The sequence below is a fragment of the Salmonella sp. NW645 genome (assembly GCF_051703725.1).
Taxonomy (GTDB): Bacteria; Pseudomonadota; Gammaproteobacteria; order Enterobacterales; family Enterobacteriaceae; genus Salmonella; species Salmonella enterica.
Window position 1 is genome coordinate 1 of sequence record NZ_JAMMKR010000027.1, and the last position, 947, is coordinate 947.

Annotated in this window: 1 protein-coding gene; it reads right to left on the reverse strand. The window is 54.5% G+C overall.

Annotated elements, in window-relative coordinates; all coding sequences use genetic code 11:
* The coding region (tuf, locus tag NA389_RS21895) for an elongation factor Tu (RefSeq protein ID WP_023214040.1) at window positions 1-947 on the reverse strand (947 nt) is incomplete at both ends.

Sequence of the window (947 nt, forward strand, 5' to 3'; positions counted from 1 at the left end):
AGAACTTTAGCAACAACGCCCGCGCCAACGGTACGGCCGCCTTCACGGATTGCGAAACGCAGACCGTCGTCCATTGCGATCGGGTGGATCAGGGTAACAACCATTTTGATGTTGTCGCCCGGCATTACCATCTCTACGCCTTCCGGCAGTTCGATGGTACCAGTCACGTCAGTAGTACGGAAGTAGAACTGCGGACGGTAGCCTTTGAAGAACGGAGTATGACGGCCGCCTTCATCTTTGGACAGAATGTACACTTCAGATTCGAACTTGGTGTGCGGCTTGATGGTGCCCGGCTTAGCCAGTACCTGACCACGTTCGATTTCTTCACGTTTGATACCACGCAGCAGAACACCTACGTTCTCACCGGCACGGCCTTCGTCCAGCAGTTTGCGGAACATTTCAACGCCAGTACAGGTAGACTTCTGAGTCTCTTTGATACCAACGATTTCAACTTCTTCGCCCACTTTGATGATACCGCGCTCTACACGACCGGTAACAACGGTACCACGACCGGAGATGGAGAATACGTCTTCGATCGGCAGCAGGAACGGCTTGTCAATCGCACGCTCTGGTTCCGGAATGTAAGAATCCAGGAAGCCAGCCAGTTCGATGATTTTCGCTTCCCACTCTGCGTCGCCTTCCAGCGCTTTCAGAGCAGAACCACGAACGATCGGCGTGTCGTCGCCCGGGAAGTCGTACTGAGACAGAAGTTCACGAACTTCCATTTCAACCAGTTCCAGCAGCTCTTCGTCATCAACCATGTCGCATTTGTTCAGGAACACGATGATGTACGGAACGCCTACCTGACGACCCAGCAGGATGTGCTCACGGGTCTGCGGCATCGGGCCGTCAGTCGCAGCAACAACCAGGATCGCGCCGTCCATCTGAGCAGCACCGGTGATCATGTTTTTAACATAGTCGGCGTGCCCCGGGCAGTCTACGTGTGC